Source organism: Pseudomonas sp. CFBP 13602 (assembly GCF_014842725.1).
In the GTDB taxonomy this organism is placed as follows: Bacteria; Pseudomonadota; Gammaproteobacteria; order Pseudomonadales; family Pseudomonadaceae; genus Aquipseudomonas; species Aquipseudomonas baltica.
Genome location: NZ_JACYVT010000008.1, coordinates 74,198 through 97,895, shown reverse-complemented (window position 1 = coordinate 97,895; position 23,698 = coordinate 74,198). Strand labels below are relative to the sequence as shown.

The window sequence follows — 23,698 nt, the reverse complement described above, 5'->3', positions numbered from 1 at the left end:
ACGCGGCTTGCGCCGCTGCTACAGGTTTGCGTAAGTCATGTCCAATGCCCCGACGCCACAACCTGCCTACGTCCTGCACTCGCGCGCCTATCGCGAAACCAGTGCTCTCGTCGATTTCCTCACCCCCCAGGGCCGCCTGCGCGCTGTGCTGCGCAATGCGCGCGGCAAGGCGGGCACCCTGGCGCGTCCGTTCGTACCGCTCGAGGTCGAGTTTCGCGGCAAGGGCGAACTCAAGAACGTTTCGCGTATGGAGTCCGCCGGGGTGGCGGTGTGGATGCTCGGCGACGCGCTGTTCAGCGGCCTGTATCTGAACGAGCTGCTCATTCGCCTGTTGCCCAGTGAAGACCCCCACCCCCAGCTGTTCGAGCATTATGCCGCCACCCTTCAGGCACTTGGCGCAGGGCGTGCGCTGGAACCTTTGCTGCGCTCTTTCGAGTGGCGCCTGTTGGACCAGCTCGGTTATGGCTTCGCCTTGGACATCGACGTCAACGGTGAACCTGTAGCGACCGACGGCTTGTACCGCTTGCTGGTGGATGCTGGCCTGGAACGGGTCGAGCTGTTGCAGCCAGGGTTGTTCCAGGGCGCCGAGTTGCTGGCCATGGCCCAGGCCAGCTGGGAAACGCCAGGTGCGCTGGCCGCGGCCAAGCGCCTCATGCGCCAGGCCCTGGCGGTGCACCTGGGCGGTCGGCCGCTGGTCAGTCGCGAGCTGTTTCGCAAGCCCTGACCAACACGTATGCTGTGGCTTGGATTTTTCGGAGAGTTCTCGTGAATACCTGTAACCGCATTCTGCTGGGCGTCAACATCGACCACGTGGCGACGCTGCGCCAGGCCCGTGGCACGCGCTACCCCGATCCGGTCAAGGCCGCGCTCGACGCCGAGGAAGCCGGAGCCGATGGCATCACCGTGCATCTGCGTGAAGACCGTCGGCACATCCAGCCGCGCGATGTGCTGCTGCTCAAGGACGTGTTGCAGACGCGAATGAATTTCGAAATGGGCGTCACCGAGGCCATGCTGACCTTTGCCGAGCAGATTCGCCCGGCTCACGTCTGCCTGGTGCCTGAAACCCGCGAAGAACTGACCACCGAGGGCGGCCTGGACGTCGCCGGTCAGGAGGCCAAGATCAAGGCCGCCGTCGAGCGTCTGGGCAAGCTGGGGTGCGAGGTGTCGCTGTTCATCGATGCCGACGAGCGCCAGATCGAAGCCTCGAAGCGGGTGGGTGCGCCGGCTATCGAACTGCACACCGGCCGCTATGCCGACGCCCAGACCCCGACCGATGTCGCCGATGAGCTGCAACGAATCGTCGACGGCGTGGGTTTCGGTCTGGGCCACGGGCTGATCGTCAACGCCGGCCATGGTCTGCACTATCACAACGTCGAGCCGGTGGCCGCGATTCGCGGGATCAACGAGCTGAACATCGGTCACGCGCTGGTGGCCCATGCGTTGTTCGTGGGCTTCAAGGCCGCGGTGGCCGAGATGAAGGCGTTGATTCAGGCGGCAAGCAAGCGCTAGTCGCCCAGTGGTTGCAGATAGTCTTCCACCAGCCGCGTCCAGCACGCAGCGCCTAAGGGAATCACGGCGTCGTTGAAGTCATAGTGGTCGTTGTGCACCGAGCAGCCATTGAACGACCCGGTGCCGTTCCCCAGGACGAAATAGCAGCCTGGACGCTCGTTCAGCATCCAGGCGAAGTCCTCGCTGCCCATCAAGCGCACCGGCATCTGCTCCAACACATTGTCCGCACCCAACACCGCGCAGGCTGCGGCATGCATACGTGCGGTTTCTTCGGGCGCATTGACCAGCACGGGTGCCAGCAACCGGTATTCGATGGCTGCGGTGACGCCGAAGCTGGCTGCCTGCCCCTGCACGATTTCGCGGATCCGTTGCTCCACCTTTTCGCGTACGGCAGGCGTTGCGGTACGCACACCGAGCATCAGGGTGGCGCTCTCTGGAATGATGTTGTAGACGGTACCGGCGCGGACCTTGCCCACACTCACCACCGCAGCGTCGCTGGTCGAAAGGTTGCGCGAAACCACCGTTTGCAACGCAGTGATGATGCCTGCCAGGGCTGGTATAGGGTCAATGGCGCGTTCCGGCATGGCGCCATGGCCACCTCGGCCTGTCAGGGTAATCTGCACTTCTTCCGAAGACGCCATGAAGGCGCCGGACTGAACCACGGCCACCCCGACCGGCAAGCCGGGCATGTTGTGGAAGGCATAGACCGCATCGCAGGGAAACCTGGCGAACAGGTCGGCTTGCAGCATCGAGCGCGCCCCCGTCAAACCTTCCTCGTCCGGCTGGAAAATCAAATTCAAGGTGCCGTCGAATCGAGCGTCTGCCGCCAGATGCTCCGCCGCCGCCAACAAGGTTGCAGTATGCCCATCGTGGCCACAGGCATGCATGCAGCCTGGACGCTCGCTTGCCCAGGGCAGCCCGTTGCGCTCCAGGATGGGCAATGCATCCATGTCCGCTCGGATGCCCAGCGTACGTGTGGATTGCCCGCGCCTGAGTACTCCCACAACGCCTTTGCCCACGTCGGCATGGACGTCATAACCCCATGCAGCGAGCCTTTCGGCCACGATTGCCGCGGTGCGAAAAGTGTCGATCCCCAGTTCGGGGTGGCGGTGGATGTCTTGGCGCAGTGTCGCAAATCGTGTTGCAGTGCTGAGCAGGTGCGGGTGAACCATGGGCTCGCTCATGGGCATCTTCCTCTGTGTTGCAGTGTATTGAACGATCAGTCGCGGCCGGGATGCTCTGGCAGCAGGCGCAGGGCACACAGACTGAGCGCCACGGTGGCCACCAGGTACAGCGCCGGGGTCAATGGGTTGCCGGTGACGTTGATCAGCCATGTCACCAGCAGCGGTGAGAATCCACCGAACAGCGTCACACTGACGCTGTAGATGATCGACATGCCGGTCACCCGCTGTTCCCGGGGGAATGCTTCGAGCAGCATGGCCATGCTCGGCGCCAGTCCGATCGCCATCGGTAGAATCAGCAGGATGATGGCCACGATGCACAGCAGAACGTTCTCGTGGCTCAAGAGCATGAATGCCGGGTAGACCGTCAGCAGCGCCAGCCCGGTAACCCCATAGAGCAACGGCTTGCGGCGAATGAAACCGTCCGCATAACGGCCGGCGATGGGCGTAATGACGACGAGCAGGGCGCTGGCCAGGCCGACCAGGGCAAACCCCAGGCTCTGCGGGCGGCCAAGTGTCTGGGTCAGGTAGGTGGGCATGTAATAGACCACCATGTACATGGTCACGGTGGTTGCCGACATCCAGGCGATGCCCAGCACCAGGGTGCGGCTTTGCGTCTTGAGCAACTGTCCCAGCGAGGGTGCAGTGGCGGTGGCCGTGTGCGTTTCATCCAGATGCTGGCGGATGAACCAGCCGACCGGGCCGATCAGCAGGCCGATCACGAATGGCACCCGCCATCCCCACTCCAGCAACGATGCCTCGCTGAGACTGCTGGTCAGCAGCAAGCCCGTGCCCGCACCCAGCAATGCGGCAGCGCCTTGACTGGCGCCCTGCCAGCTGACCACGAAGCAACGGTTGTCGGTGCGTCCCGACTCCATCATGAACGCCGACGCGCAACCCACTTCGCCACCGACCGAAAGCCCCTGCAGCAGCCGGGCGATCACCAGCAGGACACTGGCACTGATGCCGATACTGGCGTAGGTGGGTGTGAAGGCGATGATTCCGGTACCCACCGTCATCAGGGCAATGGTCAGCGACAGTGCAGCCTTGCGCCCTCGGCGGTCGGCGACTCGACCGATGAGCAACGCACCCAAGGGCCGCATGACGAAGCCGACGGCAAATGTCGCCAGAGACATGAGCAGCGAGGCCATGGGCGAGGACCCGGGAAAGAACAACTGACCGATGATGACTGCGAAAAAGCTGTACACGGTGAAGTCGTAGATCTCCAGGCCGTTGCCCAGGGAAGAAGCGATGATGACCCGACGCATCTTGTTGGGCTGCGGTGCGGGCGGTGCATCGGCGACAGGAAGAGGTGAATCGCTGGCAAGAGTGCTTTTCATAGGTAAGGCCTGTACCCGGAATCGTGGTGCGGGCCAGTGTCGGGGATGGGTTCGGTCACTGCACATCACATTTAATCAAGGGCTTATGGCTTGGTTTCGATTCAGGCGATGACTGATACCGGATGGCGCTGCTGGGGGGAATGAGCGACCCAAAACCATCCAGATGAGTAGCGGAAAATGGGAAGGTTGGTAACCGTGGGAGGCGTTGCCTCTGAGCTGAAGCCGTTTCATTCACTGACCGTAGGCTCTAGCCTGGGGATTCGGCGATGTGGAGCGTCTGAAATTGCGGTCCGTGCAAGGGCTTGAGTATTGCTCAACTCGGAATGTCTTAATCCGCTGTTTTGAAGGGGTCGCCGTCAGGGCGTTGGTCCAGGTGGCCGTTTACGCAAAGCTGGCCTGCAGTTGACCGAACAACAGGCTCGCGGTCCGGGTCAGGTAGGCCTGGTTCACGCACACCACATTGACCGAAAAATCGGGAACCGCCTCTTGCAACCCAAGCGTATGCAGGTAGTTGGCCATATCGGTCATGCCCGCCCAGCAGGGCCCGAGGGCACTCTCACTGACCACCATCACGGCATCGCTCTCGATCAGCATCTTCAGCGCCAGATTCATTGCGGTGCATTCGAACACCTTGGACGGGCGGCCCAGCGCGCTGCCGGCGAACAGTTGATTGAACTGGGATTGGCTGTCTGCAACAGGATCGACGCTGATCCACTGGGCGTGCTGCAGTAACCGCAGCGATCTCACGTGGCGCAGCGGATGATCCTTGCGCACCGCCACGCTGCCGGGAATGCGGCACAGCGGCTGCCAGTCCAGGCCTACGGCATGGCTTGGCACTTGCGACGTCAGGGCAAAGTCCAGCAGGCCATCGCGCAGATGCTGCAGCAACTGGGCAGGGCGCATCTCCAGTACCTTCAGCGCGGCGTTTGGGTAGGTCTGCTGGAAACGCAGAAGGGTCTGTTGCAGTGGCGGCAGCAGCGCGGTGACGGGCGTCACTCCCAGGGTGACCTCGCTCACGGTCAGCCCCTTCATGTCTTCGATTTCCTGACGCGCTCGCCGCACGCTTTCCAGCGCCTGGCGAGCGTGGGTCAGCATGCGCTGGCCATGCTCGGTCAGGCTCATGCCTTTGTTGGAACGAACCAGAAGGGTAACCCCCAATTCGTTTTCCAGTTCCTTCATCGCCCGGCTCAATGCCGACTGCGTCAGGTGCAGCACGTGCGAGGCGTCTTGCAGGCTCCCGGTTTCATGAATACAGACAAGTGCGCGCAGTTGATGCAATTTCATTGTGGGTTGATCTCCCTGACCTGTTCAGATGATCAACCGCACATCGAAGGGAAATCAAGGCGAAAACGGCAACACACGTTTGTGATGCGTCTGGTCGTACGCCTTCACGATAATCCCATAGGCTTCGTCGCCCACCGGCTCACCGTGGAGGAACGCGTCGATCTGCTGGTAGCTCACGCCATGGGCGTCTTCGTCCGGCTTGCCGGGTCGCAGTTCTTCGAGGTCGGCCGTTGGCACTTTCATCACCAGATTGTCCGGTGCCCCAAGCCGGCGGGCGATGGCACGAACCTGGTTTTTCACCAGCCCGCTGAGCGGCGCCAGGTCGCACGCCCCATCACCGAACTTGGTGAAGAACCCCATGACGGCCTCGGCGGCATGGTCCGTGCCGATCACCAGGCCATTGTTGGCATTGGCGATGGTGTACTGCGCGACCATGCGGATCCGTGCCTTGACGTTGCCCATGACGAAGTCGCGACGGGCATCGCTCAGACCGTGCAGTTGTGCTGTCTGCTGGGCAAGGCCTTGCACGGCATCGGCGATGTTCACCGTTTCTTCGACATCCGCCTTGATGAAGCGCAACGAGGCGGCAGCGTCGTCCTCGTCGTGCTGGACGTTGTAGGGCAGACGCACTGCGATGAATCGGTAGTCAGGGTCGCCGCTGCTCTCGCGCAGTTCCTCGATGGCCACCTGTGCCAGGCGCCCGGCCGTGAGCGAATCGACGCCTCCGCTGATGCCCAGTACCAGAACCTTCAAGCCGGCCGTGGTCAGACACTGCTTGATGAACGCCTTTCGGCGTTCCATTTCCTGGTCGATGGCGTGGTCATCGGCAAACGGCGGGATCACGGCCAGGGCGGCTGCGATTTCGCTTTGGCGGTTGCTCATGGGCGGACTCCTTGAAGTGGGGGGCGAGCGCGATAGGGCGAAAGCTTACATCACTTCTGATGCTTCTTGACCCACGTCTCCATCTGATCGATTTCCGCCTGCTGGGCTTTGATGATGTCCTCGGCCAGCTTGCGCATCTCAGCGTCCTTGCCGTATTTCAACTCGATCCTGGCCATGTCCAATGCGGCCTTGTGGTGGGCCAGCATGCCTTTGGCGAAGGCGACGTCGGCGTCGGTTTCCATGCCGCCTTCGTGCATGGATTTCTGCATGGTCTCCATGCTCATCATGTACTCGTGCTGCATCGGGGTCATGTCGCTGTTGCTGTGCGACATTTCGGCGGCAAAGGCTGGGGCGGCCATACAGGCCAGGAGCAGGGCAGCGGTGGTTTTCATGGTAGTGACCAATCCGAGGTGGGTTCGAGGGGTTGACGGGTAACCGGGGGGAAGGTTCCACGTGCGGTGTTTCGGGATGTGCGAGAACAGCGTCCGCGCGCCGAGCACAAAAAAGCCCGCTTCACGTTACCGTGAGGCGGGCTTCAGGGTCTAGCCGCCGCTTACTGACAAGCTTCGCAATCCGGCTCGTCGATTGCACAGGCCTTTGGCACGGGTGCCGGGCCGGCTGGCGCGGCCTGCATCGGGGCGCTGTTGCCGCCACTCGACACTGCATTGAGGTTGCTGGTGCTGATGGTCGACTTCTCGGTGCTGGTCGCGGCCAGGGCACGGAGGTAGTAGGTGGTCTTCAGGCCACGGTACCAGGCCATGCGGTAGGTCACGTCGAGCTTCTTGCCCGAAGCGCCGGCGATGTACAGGTTCAGCGACTGGGCCTGGTCGATCCACTTCTGGCGACGGCTGGCTGCGTCGACGATCCACTTGGTGTCCACTTCGAACGCGGTCGCATAGAGGTCTTTCAATTCCTGCGGGATGCGTTCGATCTGCTGTACCGAGCCGTCGTAGTACTTCAGGTCGTTGATCATGACCGAGTCCCACAGGCCGCGCTCTTTCAGGTCGCGAACCAGGTAGGGGTTGATCACGGTGAACTCGCCCGACAGGTTCGATTTCACGTACAGGTTCTGGTAGGTCGGCTCGATCGACTGCGACACGCCGGTGATGTTGGCGATGGTCGCGGTCGGCGCGATGGCCATGATGTTCGAGTTGCGAATGCCTTTCTGCACGCGGGCACGGACCGGCGCCCAGTCCAGCGATTCGTTGAGGTCGACATCGATGTACTTCTGGCCACGGGCCTCGATCAGGATCTGTTGCGAATCCAGCGGCAGGATGCCCTTGGACCACAGCGAGCCCTGGAACGTCTCGTAGGCGCCACGCTCGTCGGCCAGGTCGCAGGACGCCTGGATGGCGTAGTAGCTGACCGCTTCCATCGACTTGTCGGCGAACTCGACGGCGGCATCGGAACCGTACGGGATGTGCTGTTTGTACAGCGCATCCTGGAAGCCCATGATGCCCAGGCCGACCGGGCGGTGCTTGAAGTTGGAGTTGCGCGCCTGCGGCACCGAGTAGTAGTTGATGTCGATCACGTTGTCGAGCATGCGCACGGCGGTGTTGATGGTGCGCTCGAGCTTGGCGGTGTCCAGCTTGCCGTCGGCAATGTGGTTCGGCAGGTTGATCGAGCCCAGGTTGCAGACCGCGATCTCGTCCTTGTTGGTGTTCAGGGTGATCTCGGTGCACAGGTTCGAGCTGTGGACCACGCCCACGTGCTGCTGCGGCGAGCGCAGGTTGCACGGGTCCTTGAAGGTCAGCCATGGGTGGCCGGTTTCGAACAGCATCGACAGCATCTTGCGCCACAGGTCCTTGGCCTGGACGGTCTTGAATACCTTGATCTTGTTGTACTCGGTCAGCGCTTCGTAGTACTCGTAGCGCTCCTCGAAGGCCTTGCCGGTCAGGTCGTGCAGGTCCGGCACTTCGTTGGGCGAGAACAGGGTCCACTTGCCGTCGTCGAAGACGCGCTTCATGAACAGGTCGGGGATCCAGTTGGCGGTGTTCATGTCGTGGGTACGACGACGGTCATCACCGGTGTTCTTGCGCAGCTCGATGAACTCTTCGATGTCCAGGTGCCAGGTTTCCAGGTACGCGCAGACCGCGCCCTTGCGCTTGCCGCCCTGGTTCACTGCCACGGCGGTGTCGTTGACGACCTTCAGGAAAGGTACGACGCCTTGGGATTTACCGTTGGTGCCCTTGATGTATGAGCCCAGCGCGCGCACTGGCGTCCAGTCGTTGCCCAGGCCGCCGGCGAATTTGGACAGCATGGCGTTGTCGTGGATCGCGCCGTAGATGCCCGACAGGTCGTCCGGTACGGTGGTCAGGTAGCAGCTCGACAGCTGCGGACGCAGGGTGCCGGCGTTGAACAGGGTCGGGGTCGAGGCCATGTAGTCGAAGGACGACAACAGGTTGTAGAACTCGATCGCACGGTCTTCCTTGTTCTTCTCTTCGATCGCCAGGCCCATGGCCACGCGCATGAAGAAGATCTGCGGCAGTTCGAAACGCACGCCATCCTTGTGGATGAAGTAGCGGTCGTACAGGGTCTGCAGGCCCAGGTAGGTGAATTGCTGGTCGCGCTCATGGTTGATCGCCCGGCCCAGTTTTTCCAGGTCGAAGGTGGCCAGCACGGGGTTCAGCAGTTCGAACTCGATACCCTTGGCGATGTAGGAAGGCAGTGCCTTCGCGTACAGGTCGACCATCTCGTGGTGAGTGGCGCTTTCGGCCACTTCCAGGAAGCTCAGGCCTTCGGCGCGCAGGGTGTCCATCAGCAGGCGGGCGGTGACGAACGAGTAGTTCGGCTCGCGCTCGACCAGGGTACGCGAGGTCATCACCAGGGCGGTGTTGACGTCGGTGAGGGCTACGCCGTCGTACAGGTTCTTCAGGGTTTCTTTCTGGATCAGGCCGCCGTCGACTTCGGCCAGGCCTTCGCAGGCTTCGTTGATGATGGTGTTCAGGCGGCCCATGTCCAGCGGCGCCAGGCTGCCGTCGGCCTTGGTGATGCGGATGCTGGGGTGCGCTTCGACCGGTGCATCGGCCGGAGTGCGGGTGGCGCGCTCCTTGGAGCGCTCGTTGCGGTAGATCACGTAGTCGCGCGCGACCTTCTGCTCGCCGGCGCGCATCAGGGCCAGTTCGACCTGGTCCTGGATCTCTTCGATGTGGATGGTGCCACCCGATGGCATGCGCCGCTTGAAGGTGGCGGTGACCTGTTCGGTCAGGCGCGCGACGGTGTCGTGGATGCGCGACGAGGCGGCGGCGTTGCCGCCTTCAACTGCAAGGAACGCCTTGGTGATGGCCACGGTGATCTTGTCGTCGGTGTAGCCGACCACGGTACCGTTGCGCTTGATCACGCGCAGTTGGCCTGGAGCGGTCGCGGCCAGATCCAGATTGGCATCGTTGGCCTGCGGCGCCTTGGCCGGCGAGTTCTCGCGAGTTGTGTCGGTTTGCATGGGGTGAGTATCTCCACGTTCAAAAATTTGAGCGGACGCCAATCGTTGGGTCCGTCACCGAAAAGCTGTCCGCGGAAGGCCGAGGCCTTCAGCCGGGTGTAGGAAAGAGCGGAAAATGCGGCCGTCCGCAGGTAGCGGCAGGCGGAGAATTCGTGGGCGAAAAAACTCGGGGAAAGCACGCTGCAAGGGCTTGAGTTCTTGCTTTGACTTGTGCTTGGTTTTTCAGGCGAAACCCTACATGTAGTGGTTTTGCGCGCCGGGGATACAAGATAATGCGGTCTGGGGGTCATTGCAAGGTGCCAGACTGTGGATAACATGTGGGTATTGTGTGGGTGACGGCGCTAGCCCGCGCCGTGTCTGGACTGGAGGCAAATGACCGTTTGTCCCCAGACTTTTGGTGAACCTCGCCACAGGCCCACTAGACAACTGACGCTCACCGGGCTTGGCAAGCGACGCTGTCACTTCATGGCTCGACAGGGCGGCGACATGCCGCCCTGCGAGCAGTGTCCGCCGGGCTAGCGGCGGCAGGGATCAAGCCTCGGCAGCGCGCATCGCCAGCACCTCCTCGGCCGTGTCGTTCTCGTCTTCGCTGATGCTGTACCAAGGGGTATGGCGCTGGCGGCGCAACCAGCCGGCTGCAGTCCAGGTCTCCGTCGGCCGTCCCAGAGCGTCATAGCGCTGCAGGTCATGGTAGCTGTGCTCGGCATCGCGATGGCTGGCGTCATCGATATAGCGATCACTGTTGGCGAAGTACGGACGGTACACACGAATCACCTGTCCCTTGGTGTCGTACTCCACGCGCTGGCTGACCCGCCAGCGTGGATCGGCATGGGCATCCTCGGCCAGCAGCATGCCGTCACCGTCCACCTGGTGGGCCATGCCGGGCTCGACCCGCTGCTTGCTTTGCAGGTTGCGCCCGAAGCCGTCGAAGCTCTCGATGCTCATGCGTACCTGGCGCTCGGGGTCGCCGGGGTAGCGATCGGCCTGGAACGCCGCCACGCGAACCGGCTGGCGAGGATAGCTGGCCAGTGGCGCCAGAGTCTCGGCGACCGCGTCGGCCAACAGGCCTTGCTGCCATCCCTTGCGAGCGGAGGCACGCAACTGCCCACTCAGGGTCACGCGACCGGCCATTACCTGCTCGCCCAGCGCGTAGCTGTCGGTCACACCAACGGCGGGCACCTCGCCCATCCAGGCATCGCCTTCATGGATATAGGCCATGGCCCAGTCACCCAGGCCAGCGGCGTCGTCGGCAATCGCTTCGGCAATACTGCCGGCCATGGTCTGGCCCTGCAACGGTGCAAAGCCCACCGGCTCGCCCATCTCGGTGCCGAAGAAGCTGCTCAGCGACAAGCGTCCGAAGGCGTCATAGCTGGCTTGCTGGCGATTGTTGTTGGGGTCGACCACGTCCACCGGCTGCAAGTGCCGGTAGTCATACCGTGCCTGGGTAGTGCAGCCATCGGCGGCGATTACCTTCACTGGCAGCAACTGGTAGGCATCGTACTGCACGCGTGTTTCACCCATCGCGGGGCTCTGCCGGTAGGCCTGGACCTTGTAGAACGCCTGGGCGTCGCCGTAGGTGGCATACCCCTGGCGCACCGACCACAGCACGCGGTCCGGCTCCTCGGGCAGGAATGCCGGCATGGGTTGATAACCCAGTTCCACCAGCTTGGCGTCCAGCGCCTGCGGTTCCAATACCTCTGCATAGGCTTGCAGCGCTGCTTCATCCAGCTCGGCCGCCTCGGCGAAGTCGGCCAGGGCGAGGAAACTGGCGCTGCCGTCGCTGCACCCTTGATAGCGTTGCATGCTCAAGGCGGTCAGGGTCCTGGGCGCGGTGTTGCCCAACAGCCCATCGTCACGCAACAGCGCTTCGTAGCCGAGCTGGTCCAGTGTCACCTCGGCCTTGGGCAGCGACCAGGCGTTGCCCCGTGCACGGTAGGGCAGGTGCAAGCGCCAGTACTGTGGGTCATCGGCCAGATGGATGGATTGGGTACGGCTTTCGCTGAAGTAATAGCGATGCTGGGCCGGGTCGAACGCATCTCGCCACCAGGTCTGCTCGTGTTCGTCGCTGTAGGGCGGGGTGTCGATCTCATGCTTGCGCCGGGCATAGGCGATGCTGACCGCGTGGGTCACTGCGCCGAACGCATCGGCGCGCAATTGCACGCTGTGGCTGCATTGCGGGTCGTCGGCGATGCGCTCGTACTGGTAGCTCAGGGTTTCCAGGGTCATGGGCAGCAGGGTGGCGTAACGCTGCCCGGCGCTGCGCGGTTGCAGCAGGCGCAGGGCAGGGCGTTGTACCTGCACCGAATAAGGCACCGCCGCACAGGCTTGACCGTCCAGGCCGAACACTTCGGTGCGCAGCACCTGACCGCTGAGCGCACAGGCCATGTCGTGGCGCAAGCCTTCGTCCTGCTCGGTGACGATGCTGTCATTGCCGGTCTGGGCATCGTGGCGCAGCAGCAGAATCGGGCCCAGTGTCCGTGCCTGCGGATCATGCTCGACGGTGCCATGCAGGACTTCATCCACTGCTCGGCCGGTGTGGTACCAGGTCTTGGTCAGCAGCACTGGCGAGGTTGGCTCGGCACTCGCCGACGGCGCTTCGGAGTCCGTGGCGATTACCAGGCCGAAGCCACGCATCTCGCGCTCGCGGCCATCGTAATGACCTCGGCGATACTGCACGCGCTGGCTCAAGGTATTGCCGGTGATCTCGTCGTGCTGGGTCTGGCCCATCACCACGTGCACCGGAAACGGCAGTTCGGCAACCGGTGTGAGCCCTGCGGCCAGCTGTTCGGCTTTTTCATCCAGCCATTCCTGAGCCGAACTGCGGTAGCAGGCCTGGGTGTCCGCGCCCATGTTGTTGTTCGACCCCACCAGCAGGTAGGGCTTGCGACCTGAATTGAAGTCCAGCTGCCAATGCTGCCCCGGCAGGTGCGGTACGCTGAGCACCAGGCTCGAACAGCCCAGCCCCTGCAAGTCGGCAACACTCACCTGCCAAGTGTTGTCGTAGCGCAGGCCTTGGGGCCAGGCCTGCAGCACCGGTTCGGCAAAGCCATTGCCGCTCTGGTTCAGGAATACCTGCGCATGCTCGCTGTTCAGGTAGATCAGGTCGGCGGCGCCGGAGCCATCCAGGTCAGCCAGGCGTACCCGCGACGCATCGAACTCACCGAAGGCAAACGGCAGGCTGGCCATCTTGAAGCTTTTGCCGAACATGCCGCGGCCCAGGTTCGGCCAGCAGCGCAGCTCGTCATGGCGGATGCGGATCAAGTGCTGCTGGCCACTGCCCAGCACGTCGCTGAACGCCACCAACTCATGCTGGCTGTTGCTGGCCAATGGCAGCGCGTCGTCGGCGTGGGCAACGTCACGGGGCAAGGCAAAGCCTTTGTCGCGCGCGCTGGGGTACAGCCGCACGCTGCGGCTGCCGATCATCGCGAAATCACGCAGGCCATCGCCGACAAGGTCGGTCATTTGCCCCTCGGCGCTGAAGAACTCCAGTGGAAAGGCATCGAACGGGTGGAAACCGGACCACGCTCGATCGTTGCCCAAGGTGAAGAAACCGCTATACCCGGGCTGGGCGACGATCCAATCCAGACGGCCGTCGCCGGTCAGGTCGCTGAGGAACTGGCGAGCGGGCTTGCGCGCGTCCGCGACCGGTTGCCTGGGCAATTGCTGCCAAGGTGCGTAGGCCACGGCATCAGGGTCGGCCGAGTCATCGCCGCGCACCGGTTCGCGGTAGCGCCAACTGTCGTCCTGGCGGTAGAGCACGCCAGGCAGGCCTTCGCCGTACAGGTCAACCAACTGATAGGTCTGGCCATCGTCGAGGCCCGGCATCGCTTCGAACTCGCGGTAACGCGCGTCTTCGAAGCGGAAATGCTCGTAGCGAAATTCCAGCGGCGGCTGTTCGACCATCTCGGTGCCTTCACAGGCCTGAGCGATGGCGGCCGTGAGCAGGCTGTAACCGTGACACTGGCGATATTCCAGCCACAAGCGGTTGACCAGCACGGGCGCGCTGCCCAGTTCGTCGAACCGATGGAACATCAGCACCTGATGGCACCGCCGCAAGCTGCGCAGTTCGAAACCGTAGGCAAAGTTGGCGATGGGGTCGGGCCGCAGCGGCCAGGGCTGGCTGGCGGCGTAGGTCGGTACGCTGCCCTGCTCGATGGCGCGTTCGCCATAGTCCAGCACCAGGTCGAAATGCCAATGCTCGGGCAGGCTCGCTTCATCCCACAAATACAGCGGTGCATGGGCGGTGAAGTTGCCATAGCGCACGCGGCTCAGGTAGCGCTGGGCGCTGTGGTCGCGTTCATCGCCTTCAGGCAGGCCAACGCCGTCTTCGGCGCGGTACTCGTAGACGACGTGATCGCCGGTGGGCGTTACCGATTCCTCCAGCAGCCATTCGCCCACCTGCTGCGGCGCGTGGGCTGGGAAGACGCGCGCACTGGCGCGCTTGCCGTACAGGTGCAGGCCGCCATCGCTGCCATGGACCAGCCAGAACCCGGCGTCGGCATCGTCCAGCTGCCAATGCTCGATGCGCGCGAAGCTGCCTTCCACTCTGGGGCAGTGGCGAGTCACTCGGTAACTGGCCCCCAGCGCCTGGCCGCGAAAGGTATGGACGGTGGTGCTGACGATGACGCCTTGGGCGTCGCGCTGTGGCAGCAGGACATCGCCGCCCGGGCCGACCATTTCGTCGTCGACGGTGTACGCCGGTACGCCTTTTTGCGTGCGCCGGGCGATGCTCTGGCGGCTCAGCCCCCAGCCCATGCCGCAGGGGCCGTTACCGGCGCCGCTGCTGTAGCTCAAGCCAAGTTGTGGGGTGGCGCCGCGGCCAGGTGAGAATGGCAGCGCGATGCTGAACGAGGCAGCGCCGCTGGCGCCCACCGAGCCCCAGCCCTTGCCGATGCTCTGGATGGCGCCGCCGCCTTTGGGAAGTGAAGGCGTGTTGATCGCCAGTGGAGTGTCGTGGTGTGTATTCATGAGTAGGTATCACTGAAGATGGGATAGAGACCGAGCGCGTGGCCCGGTCCTTTGAATGATGAGTCGCCTTGTTTGCGAGCCTTCTGCCCGCGAAAGCGACCGCCCGAACTACGCGGACTTCGCCGTGTAGCTAACCCGCACGATCACATCGCTTAACGCCGCCAACAGCTCAGGCGTGGAGCGGGTGAAACGCAGGTTCCAGGTCGACACCGCCCCTGTGCCCTCGAACGGCAGGTAGCGCTCGTCGTCGAAGTTCAGGGTGAACATGCCGTCGTCGTCGACGCCGCTGGACAGGGCGATCTGTTGGCTGGCGCGCATGTTTTCCCAAACGTTGGCACCCACCGTGTCGGCCATTTCCACCTTGCTGTAGGTTTGCGTAAGGACGGCCGCCAGGTCCTCGTAAGGGCCCAGCACCGCTGGCAAGGTCACGCTGACGCGCTTGATGCGGCGCAGGTACTGGCCGGGGTAGTCGTTGTCGAAGAGGCCCTGTTCCAGCTTGATTTCCAGCCCACCGGTCTTGCCCAGGTCCTCGACGATGGTCGCCCACGGCTTGGCCTCGGTTTCCTGCAGACGGCGCACCGACACGGTCTTGGTGATCTCCAGCGAGCGCGCATTGCGTTGCAGATAGGCCGCTTCCATCTTCATCAGGTTGAGCTTGAGCGACTCACCGGCGGTAAGGCCGCGATAGCTGTCTTTCCAGGCACCTGGCTGAACGAAGCGGGTCTTCAAGTCGGCGATCTCGTACTGCCAGCACGCTTCGGCGGCCAGGCACAGCGACAACGTGGTGTCGTAGGCCTGGTAGTAGAAGGTGGCGAACTGGCCGTTGAGCCATTGGTAGAGCTGGGCATTGGTGAAGCGCTTGTTGAGGAACTGATAGGTGGTGGCCGCTTGGTCAACCATCAGCTCGGTCTGCCGCAACTGCTCGGCGGTGACCTTGGCCTGCTCGTCGTGCACCGCCAGCTGCGCATCGATCTGCTCGATCTCGCGTTTGGCCTGGTCTTCGGCGTGCATCCATTCCTGATGGCGACGACGGTATTGCTCGGTGCGGTCCAGTGCTTCGGCTGCACCATGGAACGCGGTGGCCATGCCCTGCGCCACGGCGGTGGCAATACCGGTGACGCCTTCCAGGCGCCAGCCGCCAGTGGTGGCGCCGACGATTGCGCCACCGGCCATGCCGGCGATTACGCCGCCCACTGCACCGACCTGGTTGGGCGCTACCTTGAGGCCCTCGCCGATGGCCTGGGAGACGAAACCCACCCCTTCGGCGACTCGACCTTGCAGGTGCAAGGCGCCGGCAGATACTTCGCCGGCGCTCACGACTTCAGAAGCCAGGGTGGCGTAATGGCTCAAGCGGTTTTCAGCGATCGCACGGCTGGCCAACAGCGCCTTGCGGCCTTCGGCCTCCACACCCTGAACCAGCTGCTGCAGGACGATGGCCTGCTTGGCCATGTCCCAGGCTTGCTGCTGTTGCATTTCCTGCAGTTGAGCGTTGTCCTTGCGTTCGAGCAGCGACAGCAGCGTACTGCCGAACTGGATCAGGTTTTCCACTGCAGCACTGGCACGGTTGTGCATGACGCTGAAACGGTAGTGCGGGATTTCCTGGCCGAGCAATCGACCGCTACCGCCCCCGGCGGCTGCAGAGCCGAACGCCGACATCAGCGCGCGTGGATCCAGCGGTGCGGCGAACAGTGGCAACTGCAGCGGCTTGCCGTCCAGGGTGCGGTTATGCCGCAGGTTGCGCAGCCGCGCTTCGGCGGTGTCCCAGTTCTGCACCAGTTCGCGGTTCAGGGCCACGCGGAAATGCGGGCTGTCGAGTTCGGCCAGCGAAGGGTCGACCGCAAAAGGCATGAGCGCCAGCGGCGGCTGCTGGAAGATGATGAGTGACCGACCGTCGTTCTCGGCGGCACTCTCGGCGACCAGGCGCTCCTGCTCGATCAGACGTTGCTCGAACGCGCGCAGCCCGCCACTGACCGAATCCGACAGCTTTTTCAGCGTCAGCGGCTTCCAGCCACTGACCAGGCGCTTGTCCGGACGCGGGCCCAACAGGTCCAGCACGCGCACATACCAAAGCTTGGCTTCGTTCAACGCATCCGGCGTCAACTGGCGATACGCCGCATCGCCGCGGTCCAGCAGGTTGCGAACGAAGTGGCTGTACACCGCCTTGCGGTAGTGCACCGGGTTGTCGCTGGCGATGCCGTCCGGGTCGATCGGCGCACGGGTGGCACGCTCGCGGCTCAGGTCGTCCACCAGCGGGCGCACGTTCCAGTAGTCGGGACGGCCGCTGCTGTCGGCGCGTCGGCTCGGGTCGAAGATGAAGCTGAGCCAGTGCTCGGCTTCGCTGAACTGTTGCTCGGTGTTCAGGCGGTGGCTGATAAGGAACGGCAGGTGGAAGAACAGCTCCCAGAAGTACAGGCCGTTGGCGCCTTTGAAGTCCATGAAGGGGTCTGCCGTGCCGTTGCCTAGCCCAGGCTCGGGCAGGCATTGGGTTTCCCAGGACAACAGGTTTTCCAAGGCAACGTTGGCGCGCTCGATCAGGTTGCGGGCGAACAGGGTGTTCATGCGGATGGGTTGTCGGTTGGCGTTGTTGTTGTCGTTCTTGGCAATTGTTGAGTTGGCGAAGTCTATGTACTCAACGGTGCCCAACGTTGGGTTGGTATGCCGAGAAATCTTTGGAGCGCGCAGGCTGTCTCCGGAACCAATCGCCTGAAGTTCGATTTTTGTAGCTTTGCAGCAGTGCCCCAGGCTTCTGGTAACGCCAACACCACGCTGGGTTACATAGACGCCGTGAATGACGGTGAAGGTTGTGTCCGGGAAGTTGGCTGACCAATCAGGCCGCAGTGTCTCCGGATTGATGGCGATATCGATGCTCTGGTTATGCTGGCCGGGTAACAACTCGGAAGTCGCTGTCGGCGCAACTTTCAGATTAGTCTTTTGCGTCATGCTGGGCGGTGTTGGCGTAGTAACCGACGTTGCTCGGGCGAGAAATTGCTGATAGTTCTGAGTGAGGGTGTTGGGTAAAGCGTTGAGAAGACCCTGATGGAAAAAAACGCCACTGCTCGTATGCGTGATAGTCAGGCCGAGCCCTGGTGGAATGGCTGGATCTGAACCGGTGAGGCGGTCAAAGGCTGCCCGCGTCAACCGCTTGCCTGCTAGGCTGGCGGTACCGGACGAAGCGTTCAGCGTCAGGTTTGAGCCTGTACTATTTTTCAGGAATGGAGTAAATGTACCCTCACGACTTTTGTAAAATGTGTAATCGAAATTCTGCTTGAAAGCGTCATATGTAGCTCGAAATGTGGACCTTGCGTCCAGGATAATGTCGCTCGTTGCATCTGTCGGTTTGAGTCCGATCAACGATAAACTAAAGCCAGTGTTTGTACACTCGATATTGAACTCTTGTTCGGATGTGAACGCGGTGGCCACGTGTGATGAAAAGCTGAGCCTGTTGGTCGTGGCGTTGAACGTCACCTGGCGGTTTACCGAACTATTCCCCACCCTGTCCTGCCACCCAAGATAGTTCCAGCCTTGAACTTCAGAACTATTGGGATGGGGGGAAGTGGTGCTTACAGACTTGATGGATATGACGCCCGCTGTTACCGGAAACTGAAAACGCCCGGCATTGGCGTTGGCGAACAATCGTCCCGCTCGCAGTACCATCAACCTGTAGATGCCGGTGTCGGAGGTGTCGTCATCAACCATCCCGCGCTCAGGAAATAGCGCCGTGGTCACGAAGTTTTTGTCTAGCTTCAGACTCTTCAGGCACTTGTAGGTGTCGCGGGTACCGTCGTTGTTTGCGCCGGTCGAATAACCTTTGTGCATCAGCATCAATAGGCCTTCAGGATTTGTCGACTTATCCACTACCGCAACTGTGTGTACGTCCAGCATAGCGGCTGATCCCGGGTCAACGTCAACATCCATGTAGCACTGCGGTGCGCTCCAACTGTCATCGTATTTCTTGTAGGTGAGGTTCAGGCGCAGCTTCGCCGACATTTTTGGTTTGCTGCTGGTTAATGAGCGATGGGGATACTTGCCATCTTCGGGCGGCGTGGCCTCAAGGTCACCGCTGCCGCCGGGCTCTACACTTTCAACGTACTCAACCCACACCACGAACAACCGGTTATTGAAGTAAACCGGGCGAATGGTGTGTTCGATGGCAGTATCGGAGATGGGCAGGTTGGCCCGTTTCCAGTCCGACCAAGCCCCTGGGTTCGGATTGTCCACCTTCGGCCCTTGAGTACCACTGACGTAGGTACGTTCGGCCATGTTCACCGAGCGCCAGTAGTAGGCGCCCTCGGCGCGGGACTTGCCGATGAAGTAGTAGGTGGACTCCTTGAAGTCGGTGCCGGCGATGTAACCGTTGATGATGCTCAGATTGGCCACTTCCTCGAAGCTGGCCAAGTAGTTCTGCACCGCCTCCTGAGTAGTGTCCAAACTGATGCGGTTCTGATTGATGTCGTTCTCGAACTGCTGGAAATAGCTGGATTTCTTCATCCGCAGCGACGGATCGATGTACAGCGAGGGGTACCAGGCCAACTGCTGGTTGGCGGCCCACAACGGGTACTGGCTGCGCTGGTCGCGCCATTCGCCGAGCAGCGCTTCGCTGAAGCGTACGTCGTCGTAACCCGGCTCCATACCCAGCAGCGCGCCGTTGATGTACTGCTGCAGACTGGCGATGGCACTGGCTACGGGGCTGGTTTCCACGGCCTGGGTGACCTGGGTGTCCAGCAGCAGGTATTCGTACAGGTCGTTTTCGGTTTTCAGTTTATTGGCCAGGCCAAGGTCGGCCAGAGTGGCGTCGTTGGGCACGACTTCGCCCAGGTAGTAGGCGACGAGGGCGTCGCGAAAGCTTTCGTTGAGTGTGGCTGCGATGGTCATGCAGGTATTCCTTTGGATGAGTAATGGAGGGGCGCCAGTGCTGACCCCTTCGCGGGCTGAGCCCTCTGCCCGCGAAGGGGCCAACCTGAACACCTGTGAATCAGCGGCTTACGGCCGCCATGGCCGCCTGGCCCACCGCTTGCCAGTCAGCTTCGGGGCTGTCGGGATGCAGGGAGCAGGCTTTGAGCAGGGTCGCGGCGTTGAGGCCGGTTTCCAGCGAAAGGGCCTGTGCGCGGCGCACCCAGTCGATATGGGCAACAGTTTTGGCGGTTTGCTGAGGCAGCAGCGCGGTGAGTACCGCCACCTCGCTTTCGCTCCAGCCCAGCAAGCTCGCCAGTGCGGCATTGCAGGTTTGCGACTGGACCGCCAGTTGGCGTTTGCCGGGCCGTCTGGATACCAATGCATTGGCTTGCTGCAAGTAACCGAGCAGGCGCTCTTCCGGCTGGCCCAAGGTGTTGAACAGGCTGTCGTAGGCCTTGAGCAGGTGCAGGGTGTTCAAGGACAACGGCCACAGGCTTTCGCACCCCAGCCACGCCGGGTTGACGACGAAGCTGCGCAATGCGGCGGCGCCGACATTGGCCCAGCTGACAGCGCGTGCGCAGGTGCCGATCTGGCGCAGGTCGGCCAGAACCGTACTCACTTTGGCGGCATCGGGCTCGGCGTCCATCGGCCAGGCCTGGAGGGTGCGCTCGAGCAGGCGGTAAGGTGAAACATCGGCGCAGTGAGCGACCCATACCGCCAATTCCGGCAGGAGCGTGGTGTGTTCCTGCAGCAGGCCTTCGACCAAGCGCTGTTGGCGGGCCCAGGCGTCGAGCAAGAAAGCAGTAAGCCGGGTTTCAGCGGCAGCCACGTCGTCACTCCCCAGACCCAGGGTTGCGATCAAGGCGCGGACCTGCGCGGCCAGTTGCGCGTGATCACTGCCTGCCACGTTTGCGTTCGGTGGCTTGATCAACCCTGCACTGTCGATGAGCGCGTTGGCGCCCTTGCCCAGTTCGCTGAACCAGTCGATGGTCGCCCCTGTGGCCTTGCCGGGCAAAGCCAAGGCGGCCACTGCCACCGGTGTCACGGCAGTGCTGCGACCGTCGCTTGCCAGCTGTTGCAGACGTTCGAGCACGCCTGTGGTCGGGCTGGCCTCGGCATCCACCGCAAGTAGCGTCCTCATCTTGGCAACGCTCAACTTGTGGCGCCCCAACCAGTCGACCACGCCATCCAGATGAATGAGGATATCCAGCACGTCCGTTTGCGTTTCATTACCTTGCAGGAGCGTGCCCACAGTGCAATGGCGCAGGTAGGTGCGGCCGCCCAGGCACTCGATCAGGTAAAGACAGTCTTCTACCTCGAGCCTGAACAGGCGTGCGATTCGGGTCAGTCGGTACAAAGCCGACACCGTGAGCAGTGAGCGGTTGAGAGGACCGACATGCTCGATGGTCTGAAGCGCGACCGCGGCGAATGCCTCAGGTGTCAAGCCAAGCCCTGCGCACAGCTGATTGACAGTGGCTTGGTGGGCAGGGTCGTCACTGGTGTGGCTGAATGAGCCGTGGTCCAGAACCAGGGGTGTGCCGAACAGTACCGGGTTGTTGAATACCTGGTCGAACAGCGGTGTGCGGGTGCCGCTGGCGAACGCAGACACATCATGAACGAACGCGGCGAACTCTTCAGCGCCAATGCCATGGCGGCCATTGAGATAGCGATAAGCGCCCAGCATACGCAACGTATTAGGATTGAGGGTCAAGTCAGGGTTGGCATCGCCTTCCGCGCGCATGGCCGAGACGATCAGGGTATCCAACTCGGCGAATGGCAGTTTGGTCCAACGTTGCAGGCGGATCATGCGCTGCATTCGGTCGAACCTATCCAGTGAGGTATAGGCCAGATAGACAGTACGCTCGCTGCCCAGCGTTTCTTCCACAAGGGAAACAGCGTTGTTGTACTGATAGCTGTTGTCGCGGGGTTTGAAGCGATCAATGGCCCCGTTGCCGTTGATGAAAACAGCGCCATAGTTCATCGGTGTAGGCGAGCGTCGCAACGGATTGCTGGCACCGGTCTTGTTGCGGATGGGGCAATTGGGCGAGACGTGAGGGCTATGGTCTTTTTGCGAGAGCAGTGCCGTCAGCTGTTCGGCATCGACGCCGGTCTTGTCGCAGAAGACCTTGGCCCGGTTCAACAGCGACTCGCCGAGGTTACGTTGGTCAATTGCCAGGTGGGCCTGGAGATAGTCGCGCTCGGCAACGTTCAAATCACGGCCCAGAACAGGATCGCCAAGCGTACTGACATCGAACACCATCTGGCGACCGATGCGCGATTGGCCGGCAACAGTCACCATGACGTTCAATACCAAGGGGGCATCATAGTGAAGTGCCAACTCCACTCCGGGATTATCTTCGGCTTTGTAATAGAGAACAAAACAAATGCCCAAGTTACCATCCGCATGCTGATGGCTCATTTTCCAACTGCCGCCAGCACCTTCCTGAAGCACTCGACCACGCAGTTTGACTGTCTGGGATCGGCCATTGTTGATCAGGCGCATTTCTATCAGCGTATCGCTGTCAGTGTGTAAAACGCTTATGACCGACTCTTGCTCAGGTATCTCGATATGAGTGGTGTTGCTGTCCCACAGGTGGATGTTTGAAATGATTGGTGTGTACCAGCTAGGGCCTTGCAGCGACAAGTTGAAGGCTGGAAAGCGCCTTTCGGCCATTAACAGATGTTGCTGCGCAGGGCTCAAACCGGACAACAGCGCCAAGGCGTTACGTTGATCCACAGGATGGGCGGATGCTTGCAGACCCGTCCTCAGCGCCAGGTTCAGCGCACCCAGTACTGGCTTGTCACCTTCCAGCGCCAAACTCACCTGCTGATGGGCAAAGTGATAGGGAAAGACGAACGGGTGTTTCTTCTCGGCCAGCAGTTGATGCACCGGCCGTGGGTCTTCTTTTTCTACCTGGTACTTCTCGATGCCCTGGGTGAGCACCGTGTTCACCAGGTCCAGCATCGGGCGGCTCTGATAGGTGCTCTGCTCGTCGATCACCAGGCTGTCCAGGTCCGGCCGGCGCACCGCCAGCGGTATCCGCAGTGGCGACGTGGACGCGCCTTCGATCTTCTGCTCGGCAAAACGGCGCAGCGAGCCCAGGTAGGCCACCGGGCCGTCCATGGCTTCGATGGCGCCGACCTTGCAGAACTGGTCCCAGTTTTCCTTGAACAGGTTGGGGTAGCTCGGGCCGATGTCGACCAGTGCACGCACGCCGGTCTGCGGAGCGATCAGTGGCAGGTTGCGGCCTGAGGACACGATGTCTTCACGATAGGAACGGGCGATCTGGGTGGCGTAGCACAGGGCATTGTCGTAGGCCAGCTCGCCATCGGCATCGCTGAGGGTGCGTAGCTGACGGGTGAATTCGGCCTTGGGTTGACGAATGATGTCGAACACCGAGCTCATGCCCATTTCCGGCATCGCGTCGGCGAAGCTCATTCTGCCCAGCAGGCGGTTTTCCGGAGTGCGCGGAACCAGGTTGTCGAACAGCGGGTTGGGTGTTGGATCGGGCAGCTCGACCTCTGGAAGCAGGTGGTCGCCGTCGTCGAAAACTGGGTCGGGGCGTTCAGGTGTGGTCATGCGGGGGCTCGCTCATCAGGCTGATCAAGGCCAATGTTTTAGCGGGCGAGCGAAGGGTGGGGTATCCATAGAACTGATAGGTAGCCAGGGCTGTTCAATGGCGTTATGAGATGCCTTGTTGCTACCTCGAAAGCCCTGAAAACCGGGGCGTCCGTGCAATGCGAAGGTGTGCGCGCCGAGTTGTTGCAAGAACTGGGGCGTTTTGTAGCCGACCACGCTACTGCGGAGAAATAACATCATCGCGGCCAAGCAAATGCTGATGCTGGCAGGCGACCAGGTTGAATGCTGAGGTGATGGTGCCGTTTCAGGCGCTGTCGATGGTGGGCTGTCGGGTAGGCTGGATGCCTGGACGAGAAGGTGCTGTAACGGGTGCGAGGTTTCGACGGGGCGAGCTGCGGTGTGGCATGACGCGCAGTTGCTGGCGGCTGTAGGTGAGCTGGGGAGGGCGTGGATGCAGGGGCATGCCTGGACTGCGCACCTGAGATAAAGCAGGCAGGTGGGCATGTCGTTGATATCGAGCTAAACGAAGCGTCCGGGCAGGACAACAGGGCAGCGGCACTGGCGTGACCGGCCGACCTGGGCTGGTTTCCCAGGGCTGTTGGGTAAGCGAATCACCTTGCAA

General features: G+C 62.0%; 11 protein-coding genes. 2 read left to right on the top strand and 9 right to left on the bottom strand.

Annotated elements, in window-relative coordinates; genetic code table 11:
- Window positions 1–37 precede the first annotated feature (37 nt).
- Window positions 38–724: a DNA repair protein RecO gene (gene recO, locus IFU31_RS17385; RefSeq protein WP_192057612.1), complete on the top strand. Its 687-nt coding sequence runs from the start codon at window positions 38–40 to the stop codon at window positions 722–724.
- A 41-nt stretch (window positions 725–765) separates the two neighbouring features.
- A complete protein-coding gene (gene pdxJ, locus IFU31_RS17380) occupies window positions 766–1,509 on the top strand; it encodes a pyridoxine 5'-phosphate synthase (protein WP_192103943.1) in 744 nt (247 codons plus the stop codon).
- On the opposite strand, the gene IFU31_RS17375 is transcribed toward pdxJ, so the two are convergent.
- The 9 genes from IFU31_RS17375 to IFU31_RS17335 all read right to left on the bottom strand — a co-directional run bounded on the left by IFU31_RS17375 (window position 1,506) and on the right by IFU31_RS17335 (window position 23,076).
- A complete protein-coding gene (locus IFU31_RS17375; RefSeq protein ID WP_192103941.1) occupies window positions 1,506–2,693 on the bottom strand; it encodes a M20 aminoacylase family protein in 1,188 nt (395 codons plus the stop codon). The two genes, pdxJ and IFU31_RS17375, sit on opposite strands and share 4 nt — an antisense overlap.
- A gap of 35 nt (window positions 2,694–2,728) precedes the next feature.
- Window positions 2,729–4,030 (bottom strand): MFS transporter, encoded by a 1,302-nt coding sequence (locus IFU31_RS17370; protein ID WP_192103939.1) that lies wholly within the window; start codon window positions 4,028–4,030, stop codon window positions 2,729–2,731.
- A gap of 381 nt (window positions 4,031–4,411) precedes the next feature.
- A complete protein-coding gene (locus tag IFU31_RS17365; protein WP_122479354.1) occupies window positions 4,412–5,314 on the bottom strand; it encodes a LysR family transcriptional regulator in 903 nt (300 codons plus the stop codon).
- A 54-nt stretch (window positions 5,315–5,368) separates the two neighbouring features.
- Window positions 5,369–6,196, bottom strand: a complete 828-nt coding sequence (nadE, locus tag IFU31_RS17360) for an ammonia-dependent NAD(+) synthetase (protein WP_192103936.1) — start codon at window positions 6,194–6,196, stop codon at window positions 5,369–5,371.
- 50 nt (window positions 6,197–6,246) lie between these two features.
- On the bottom strand, window positions 6,247–6,588 hold the full coding sequence (gene copM / locus IFU31_RS17355; protein ID WP_122479352.1) for a CopM family metallochaperone: 342 nt from the start codon (window positions 6,586–6,588) through the stop codon (window positions 6,247–6,249).
- Between the two features lie 161 nt (window positions 6,589–6,749).
- A complete protein-coding gene (locus IFU31_RS17350) occupies window positions 6,750–9,635 on the bottom strand; it encodes a ribonucleoside-diphosphate reductase subunit alpha (protein ID WP_122479351.1) in 2,886 nt (961 codons plus the stop codon).
- A 531-nt stretch (window positions 9,636–10,166) separates the two neighbouring features.
- Window positions 10,167–14,603 (bottom strand): SpvB/TcaC N-terminal domain-containing protein, encoded by a 4,437-nt coding sequence (locus IFU31_RS17345; protein WP_192103934.1) that lies wholly within the window; start codon window positions 14,601–14,603, stop codon window positions 10,167–10,169.
- 108 nt (window positions 14,604–14,711) lie between these two features.
- Window positions 14,712–19,475 carry a Tc toxin subunit A-related protein gene (locus IFU31_RS17340; protein ID WP_192103932.1) on the bottom strand — a complete coding sequence of 1,588 codons (4,764 nt, stop codon included), beginning with the start codon at window positions 19,473–19,475 and terminating at the stop codon, window positions 14,712–14,714.
- Window positions 19,476–19,575: 100 nt separating this feature from the next.
- Window positions 19,576–23,076, bottom strand: coding sequence for a Tc toxin subunit A (locus tag IFU31_RS17335; RefSeq protein ID WP_192103930.1), 3,501 nt, complete (start codon window positions 23,074–23,076; stop codon window positions 19,576–19,578).
- Between the last annotated feature and the right edge of the window lie 622 nt (window positions 23,077–23,698).

Bases quoted from the DNA above. Each gene is read 5' to 3' on its own strand.
- recO (WP_192057612.1), top strand. From the start codon at position 38: ATGTCCAATGCCCCGACGCCACAACCTGCCTACGTCCTGCACTCGCGC.
- IFU31_RS17375 (WP_192103941.1), bottom strand. From the start codon at position 2,693: ATGAGCGAGCCCATGGTTCACCCGCACCTGCTCAGCACTGCAACACGA.
- IFU31_RS17370 (WP_192103939.1), bottom strand. From the start codon at position 4,030: ATGAAAAGCACTCTTGCCAGCGATTCACCTCTTCCTGTCGCCGATGCA.
- IFU31_RS17365 (WP_122479354.1), bottom strand. From the start codon at position 5,314: ATGAAATTGCATCAACTGCGCGCACTTGTCTGTATTCATGAAACCGGG.
- nadE (WP_192103936.1), bottom strand. From the start codon at position 6,196: ATGAGCAACCGCCAAAGCGAAATCGCAGCCGCCCTGGCCGTGATCCCG.
- copM (WP_122479352.1), bottom strand. From the start codon at position 6,588: ATGAAAACCACCGCTGCCCTGCTCCTGGCCTGTATGGCCGCCCCAGCC.
- IFU31_RS17350 (WP_122479351.1), bottom strand. From the start codon at position 9,635: ATGCAAACCGACACAACTCGCGAGAACTCGCCGGCCAAGGCGCCGCAG.
- IFU31_RS17345 (WP_192103934.1), bottom strand. From the start codon at position 14,603: ATGAATACACACCACGACACTCCACTGGCGATCAACACGCCTTCACTT.
- IFU31_RS17340 (WP_192103932.1), bottom strand. From the start codon at position 19,475: ATGACCATCGCAGCCACACTCAACGAAAGCTTTCGCGACGCCCTCGTC.
- IFU31_RS17335 (WP_192103930.1), bottom strand. From the start codon at position 23,076: ATGACCACACCTGAACGCCCCGACCCAGTTTTCGACGACGGCGACCAC.